This window comes from Gilvibacter sp. (genome assembly GCF_013214815.1).
Lineage (GTDB): Bacteria > Bacteroidota > Bacteroidia > Flavobacteriales > Flavobacteriaceae > Gilvibacter.
The window spans coordinates 43208-49123 of the sequence record NZ_JABSPU010000017.1 but is presented as its reverse complement, the minus strand read 5'-3'; the positions used below and the strand labels follow the sequence as shown (position 1 = coordinate 49123).

Annotated in this window: 6 protein-coding genes; 4 read left to right on the top strand and 2 right to left on the bottom strand. The window is 43.9% G+C overall.

What is annotated here, in order from left to right; all coding sequences use genetic code 11:
* Nucleotides 1-419, bottom strand: a 419-nt coding sequence (gene xrtF / locus HRT75_RS05770; protein ID WP_291183719.1) for an exosortase family protein XrtF, incomplete at its 3' end; no start/stop codon positions are given.
* Between the two features lie 121 nt (nt 420-540).
* Between xrtF and HRT75_RS05765 the strand changes: the two genes are divergently transcribed.
* Complete coding sequence (locus HRT75_RS05765) at nt 541-996, top strand: GAF domain-containing protein (RefSeq protein ID WP_291183716.1); 456 nt, start codon at nt 541-543, stop codon at nt 994-996.
* A gap of 8 nt (nt 997-1004) precedes the next feature.
* On the opposite strand, the gene HRT75_RS05760 is transcribed toward HRT75_RS05765, so the two are convergent.
* Nucleotides 1005-2261: an ABC transporter permease gene (locus tag HRT75_RS05760; RefSeq protein WP_291183713.1), complete on the bottom strand. Its 1257-nt coding sequence runs from the start codon at nt 2259-2261 to the stop codon at nt 1005-1007.
* Nucleotides 2262-2397: 136 nt separating this feature from the next.
* Between HRT75_RS05760 and purH the strand changes: the two genes are divergently transcribed.
* The 3 genes from purH to mreC all read left to right on the top strand — a co-directional run bounded on the left by purH (nt 2398) and on the right by mreC (nt 5910).
* Nucleotides 2398-3930 carry a bifunctional phosphoribosylaminoimidazolecarboxamide formyltransferase/IMP cyclohydrolase gene (gene purH / locus HRT75_RS05755; protein WP_291183710.1) on the top strand — a complete coding sequence of 511 codons (1533 nt, stop codon included), beginning with the start codon at nt 2398-2400 and terminating at the stop codon, nt 3928-3930.
* A 114-nt stretch (nt 3931-4044) separates the two neighbouring features.
* Nucleotides 4045-5073: a rod shape-determining protein gene (locus tag HRT75_RS05750; RefSeq protein WP_272831568.1), complete on the top strand. Its 1029-nt coding sequence runs from the start codon at nt 4045-4047 to the stop codon at nt 5071-5073.
* 12 nt (nt 5074-5085) lie between these two features.
* Complete coding sequence (gene mreC / locus HRT75_RS05745) at nt 5086-5910, top strand: rod shape-determining protein MreC (RefSeq protein WP_291183705.1); 825 nt, start codon at nt 5086-5088, stop codon at nt 5908-5910.
* Nucleotides 5911-5916: the final 6 nt, after the last annotated feature.

Below are 5916 nucleotides of genomic sequence, written 5' to 3'. Positions count from 1 at the left end.
GCAATGGCTAAGATTCCAATGCGCAGTAAATTAATTCCGTAGATCAAAACGGCTCCAGCGAAAATAAAAACCAGGGTCTTTTTGAGTGTCTTTTTGAAAGCAACCACAAAAGCTGCAAAAAGAATTATAATGCTGACCGCGTTGCAACCTTCAATGATCCGCGCGACTAAATCTCCATTGATAAAGAGTTGTAGTTCTGGTTGTCCACCTGAAGGAAGCACCTGTGCTTTATATCCCCAGCCATTTATTAGTGCTTGCGCTTGTTTGCCCACCAATCTGGTTAGCGGATCCGCTGCATTTTCTGCTGTGGTTAGGCTGATATAGATCAGATAAATTAATGACAGCAGCAAATAGGTCCCAAAAAAGAGTCCTAAGAATTTAAAAACTGCTCGATGTTCTGTAAAGAGTTTGCGAAGCATCCGACTGCCTATTGGTCAAATTTAGACAAAATGTTTGAGCTCGAATATTTTAAAATTAAGCGCCTATCGCACTATTAAAAATCCAAAGTGCTTCTTACCTTTGACCTTTACAATTTTTGCTATGAATTTATCTGCATTACAACCTACAGTTAGCACCATCATTGAAACTCACAAAGACAGTCCAGACACCGCCATGCAAGGAATCTGTGACCTCTTGCAAGCAGAAGTTTCTTATTACGATTGGGTGGGATTCTACTTTGCCGATCACGACAAACGCTTGCTGCATTTAGGAAAGTTTGCTGGTGAGCCGACGGATCATACCACCATTCCTTTTGGTAAAGGAATCTGCGGACAGGTTGCAGAGTCTAATGCCAATTTTGTAGTGCCCGATGTAAAAGCGCAAGACAATTATATTGCCTGCAGTATTACAGTAAAGGCAGAGATTGTTGTTCCTCTCTTTAAAGATGGAGTTAATATTGGACAGATCGATATTGACAGCAATACCATTGATCCTTTTAGCCCTGCGGATGAAGACTTTCTAACTTGGGTTAACGCGCAGTTGGCTGAGATTCTTTAGGTTCGGAATTACATACCTGTTCTGATTGCCTCTACTGGATCGAGTCGTGATGCAGAGATAGCCGGAATGATTCCGGAGATCAATCCAATAAAGACCGAAATACCGGTTCCAATAAACATATTCCAAGGAGAGAGGATAAACTCAAAGTCACCCGCAACCTGAGAAGCCGCGATGGATGCCAGGAACACAAATAAGAGTCCGATAGCACCACCAATAATAGCTAGAATGATCGCTTCAAACAGGAATTGGAAAAGGATGAATTTGTTTTTCGCCCCTAAAGATTTTTGAATCCCGATTAAATTGGTGCGCTCCTTTACACTCACAAACATAATGTTCGCGATTCCGAATCCACCCACCAAAAGAGAAAATCCACTAATGATCCAACCAATCACATTGAGTTGGCCGGTAATATTGTCAATGGCGTCAGAGAAGCCTTGCAGTTGATTTAAAAAGAAGTTGTTGGAGTCGTCTGAACGGAGTCCTCTAAAATTCCGCATTTTAGCCGTTAACGCTGCATTGAATTCGCCTTGATCAACTCCTGTTTTGGGTTTGATCACTATAAAGGGAAATACTGATTTGTTGTTATCTCCAAAGATCCTACGCCCAATGTTCACAGGTAAAAAAGAAGCGACATCCTTACTGCCTCCAAAGAGTCCGCGCCCCTCTTTTTCCATAACTCCAATTACAGTCAACCGACGTCCGTAAACGCGTAAACGTTTGCCCAAAGCTTCATCAGCCCCGCCAAAAAGCGTGTTAGCCACCTCAGCTCCAATAACAATAACAGGAGCTCCACGAACGGATTCTGATTCGTTAAAGAAACGACCCGTCTGCAGTTTTACGTCTTCAATGCGTGTTTGCTGATCGGTCACAAAGATCATTTCTACATTCTCAATGAAATTTTCTTCAAAACGTAGGGTCTCTGGTGCCACATTGATCTGGTATGAAGCTCCGTAAACGTCCGGCACCTGTCTGAGGATCATTTGATATTCCTCATAGGTTACGTCTGGGAACTGTTCGCGTTTCCAGATCGGGATGTCTGTCGGTCCAAAAGAAAAACGCGCCAAGAAAAGGGTGCGATTGTCTAGGGAAGAAATGCTATCCTCAATGTCTCGTTTTAAAGAATCTACTGCAGCCAATACTGCGATGATCGAAAAGATACCAATGGTCACTCCCAAGAGTGAAAGGAAGGTTCTGAGCTTGTTGTTCTTCAGTGCGCTGATAGCGAACACAAAGCTTTCTTTTAGGATGCGGAAGTATATCAACATGAGATGATCAGCGCTTTTTTAAAACCCTTAAAACAGCGGGTTTATTTGTAATACGAAGATAAGACGTTTTCAGTAAGGATATGTTACAATTTTGCTAATGAAATCCGTACTTTTGCCCTTTAAAATTTTTACTTCAATGAGCGGCACAAAACAAATTCAATCGGCACTGATCAGTGTATTTCACAAAGACGGACTGGAACCAATCGTTAAAAAACTCCACGAGTTTGGCGTAACCCTTTATTCTACGGGAGGTACAGAACGATTCATCCAAGACTTGGGAATCCCTGTTGTGGCGATAGAAGATGTGACCAGCTACCCTTCTATTTTAGGTGGACGCGTAAAAACTTTACACCCAAAGGTTTTTGGAGGAATTCTAAACCGACAAGACCATGAAGGTGATCTTGAAGAGATGGCAAAATTTGAGATCCCACAATTGGATTTGGTGATCGTAGACCTTTACCCTTTTGAAAAAACAGTAGCCTCTGGTGCTAGTGAGCAAGACATCATTGAAAAAATTGACATTGGAGGAATTTCTTTGATCCGCGCAGCCGCCAAGAACTTCAAAGACACCGTTTGTGTTTCTTCTATGGAGGACTACAACGAATTCTTGCAGCTCATTACGGAAAGCGGCGGAAGCACGACTATTGCAGACCGCAAACGCTTTGCAGCACGCTCGTTCAATGTATCTTCTCATTACGATACGGCGATCTTCAACTACTTCAATGCCGATCACGAGATCGCTGCGCTAAAAGTAAGTGAAACCCAAGGGAAGGTATTGCGTTACGGAGAGAACCCGCACCAACGTGGATTCTTCTTCGGAGATTTTGACGCTATGTTTGACAAACTTCACGGCAAGGAACTCAGCTACAACAACCTTTTAGATGTGGACGCTGCCGTGACTTTAATGCTCGAGTTTTGGGGTGAAGCGCCAACCTTTGCCATTTTAAAACACAACAACGCTTGCGGAATCGCACAGCGCGATACAGTTCACCAAGCCTATGTAGATGCTTTGGCGGGTGATCCTGTTTCTGCATTTGGAGGAATCTTGATCTGTAACACCACCATCGATGCAGCTACTGCGGAAGAGATCCACAAACTCTTCTGTGAAGTAGTGATTGCTCCTGATTTTGATGCTGATGCCCTGGAGATCCTTAAAGGCAAAAAGAACCGCATCATGCTTAAAATGAAGCAAACAGCCTTACCAGAGACCATTGTTCGCTCTTGTTTGAACGGTGCTTTAGTGCAGGACAGAGATCACAAAACAGACACCGAAGAAGATTTAACACAAGCCACTGACAATAAACCGTCAGATTCTGAGTTAGCAGATTTACTATTCGCTAGTAAAGTGTGTAAGCACACCAAGTCCAACACCATTGTTTTGGCCAAAGGAAAACAACTTTGCGCCAGCGGTACCGGACAAACTTCTCGAGTAGACGCCTTGCGTCAAGCGATAGACAAAGCAAAGAGCTTTGATTTTGACCTCAACGGGGCGGTTATGGCCAGTGATGCTTTCTTCCCGTTCCCGGACTGTGTGGAGATCGCTGATAAAGCCGGAATCAAAGCAGTGATTCAACCGGGTGGATCCATCAAAGATCAACTCAGCATTGACTACTGTAATGAGCACGGTTTGGCCATGGTGATGACGGGTACGCGTCATTTTAAACACTAGAGGTAAAATCGGCGCGACAAGTGCGGTAAAAGACGATGCTACTTCATTAATTTTATTACTTTTGTGTGACACTGATCTTCAGGCCACTAATTTTAAAGCTGCACGCACAATTTTATGGGATTTTTCGACTTCTTAACAGAGGAAATTGCAATCGATCTGGGCACTGCTAACACCCTGATTATACACAATGACAAGGTGGTGGTAGATGCACCTTCTATCGTGGCCAGAGACCGTTCCACAGGCAAGATCATTGCCGTTGGTCGTGAGGCCAATATGATGCAAGGAAAGACCCATGAGAACATCAAAACGATTCGTCCGCTCAAAGACGGCGTAATTGCAGACTTTGACGCCTCAGAATCGATGATCAATATGTTCATCAAAGACATCCCGGCTATCAAGAAAAAACTCTTTAAGCCTGGTTTGCGCATAGTAATCTGTATTCCGAGTGGTATTACAGAAGTGGAGATGCGCGCGGTTAAAGAATCCGCAGAAAAAGTAAACGGTAAAGAAGTCTATCTGATCCACGAACCGATGGCCGCCGCTATTGGTATTGGAATTGACATCATGCAACCTAAAGGAAACATGATTGTAGATATCGGAGGTGGAACCACGGAGATCGCGGTGATTGCCTTAGGCGGAATTGTCTGTGACAAATCTGTGAAGATCGCAGGTGATGGATTCACCAACGACATCATTTACTATATGCGTACCCAACACAACCTTTACGTTGGGGAGCGTACAGCAGAGAAGATCAAAATACAGATCGGAGCTGCTATTGAAGACCTTGAATTACCGCCAGACGATATGGCTGTACAAGGGCGTGATTTGCTGACTGGAAAACCGAAGCAGATCCAGACCTCTTACCGTGAGATCGCCAAAGCTTTGGACAAATCGATCTTGCGCATTGAAGACGCCGTTATGGAGACCCTTTCTCAAACGCCTCCAGAATTGGCTGCCGATATTTACAACTCCGGAATCTATTTGGCCGGAGGTGGTTCTATGCTTCGCGGATTGGACAAGCGTCTGTCTCAGAAGACAGACCTACCTGTTTATATCGCAGAAGATCCGTTGCGCGCTGTTGTTCGCGGAACCGGAATTTGTTTAAAAAACATAAGCAAATATAAAAGTGTGTTGATCCCGTAATAGTCCCCAAGCATGCAGCAGCTTATTAATTTCTTTATTCGAAAGAGGCATTTTCTGTTGTTTTGCGTGTTGGTGCTGCTCGGACTCTTTTTCACCTTTCAATCCCGATCCTATCATTCTGGAAAATACCTCAGCGCTGCCAATGGCATTAGCGGAACACTTTTCAGTTGGACCTCTGGAATAAGCGACTACTTGAACCTTAAGACGCAAAATGAGCTGCTCCAAATTGAGAACAGTCAATTGAGGGAAGCCGTGGGTAATGTGAATTCCATATTTCAAAGTCAAGCCTCGCAGAGCACTTTATGGGGAGGAGTAGATTATATTCCTGCTCGGGTGATTAACAACAATTACAGCAGAACAAAAAATTACCTGACCATTAAAGGTGGTGAAAAATTAGGCATACAGACCAGTATGGGGGTAGTAAGCCCCAACGGAATTTTAGGAATCACCGACAAAACTTCCAGCGGCTATGCAACGGTTTTATCGATCTTAAATACCCAATCCAGCATCAACGCTAAACTCACTAAATCCAATCACTTTGGAACCCTGCAATGGGACACCAGAGATCCGAATATTGTACAACTAGTGGATGTTCAACGCCTAGCGCCTTTAGCCATAGGCGACAGCATAGTGACGGGAGGACGTTCTACCATTTTCCCGGCAGGAATACCCATTGGGGCCATTGAAAGTTATGAGCTGGACCAATCTGGCAACTACTATGTGGTGCAGATCAAACTGTTTAACGACATGACCAATTTAGGTCCGGCCTATGTCATTAAAATGCCAGACGCAGCAGAGATCCAGGAATTAGAAGAAACCATCCCTGATGAAGAATGAAGTGTT

Coding starts and splice junctions, on each gene's coding strand:
- purH (WP_291183710.1), top strand. CDS start 2,398: ATGAGCGGCACAAAACAAATTCAATCGGCACTGATCAGTGTATTTCAC.
- HRT75_RS05750 (WP_272831568.1), top strand. CDS start 4,045: ATGGGATTTTTCGACTTCTTAACAGAGGAAATTGCAATCGATCTGGGC.
- HRT75_RS05760 (WP_291183713.1), bottom strand. CDS start 2,261: ATGTTGATATACTTCCGCATCCTAAAAGAAAGCTTTGTGTTCGCTATC.
- HRT75_RS05765 (WP_291183716.1), top strand. CDS start 541: ATGAATTTATCTGCATTACAACCTACAGTTAGCACCATCATTGAAACT.
- mreC (WP_291183705.1), top strand. CDS start 5,086: ATGCAGCAGCTTATTAATTTCTTTATTCGAAAGAGGCATTTTCTGTTG.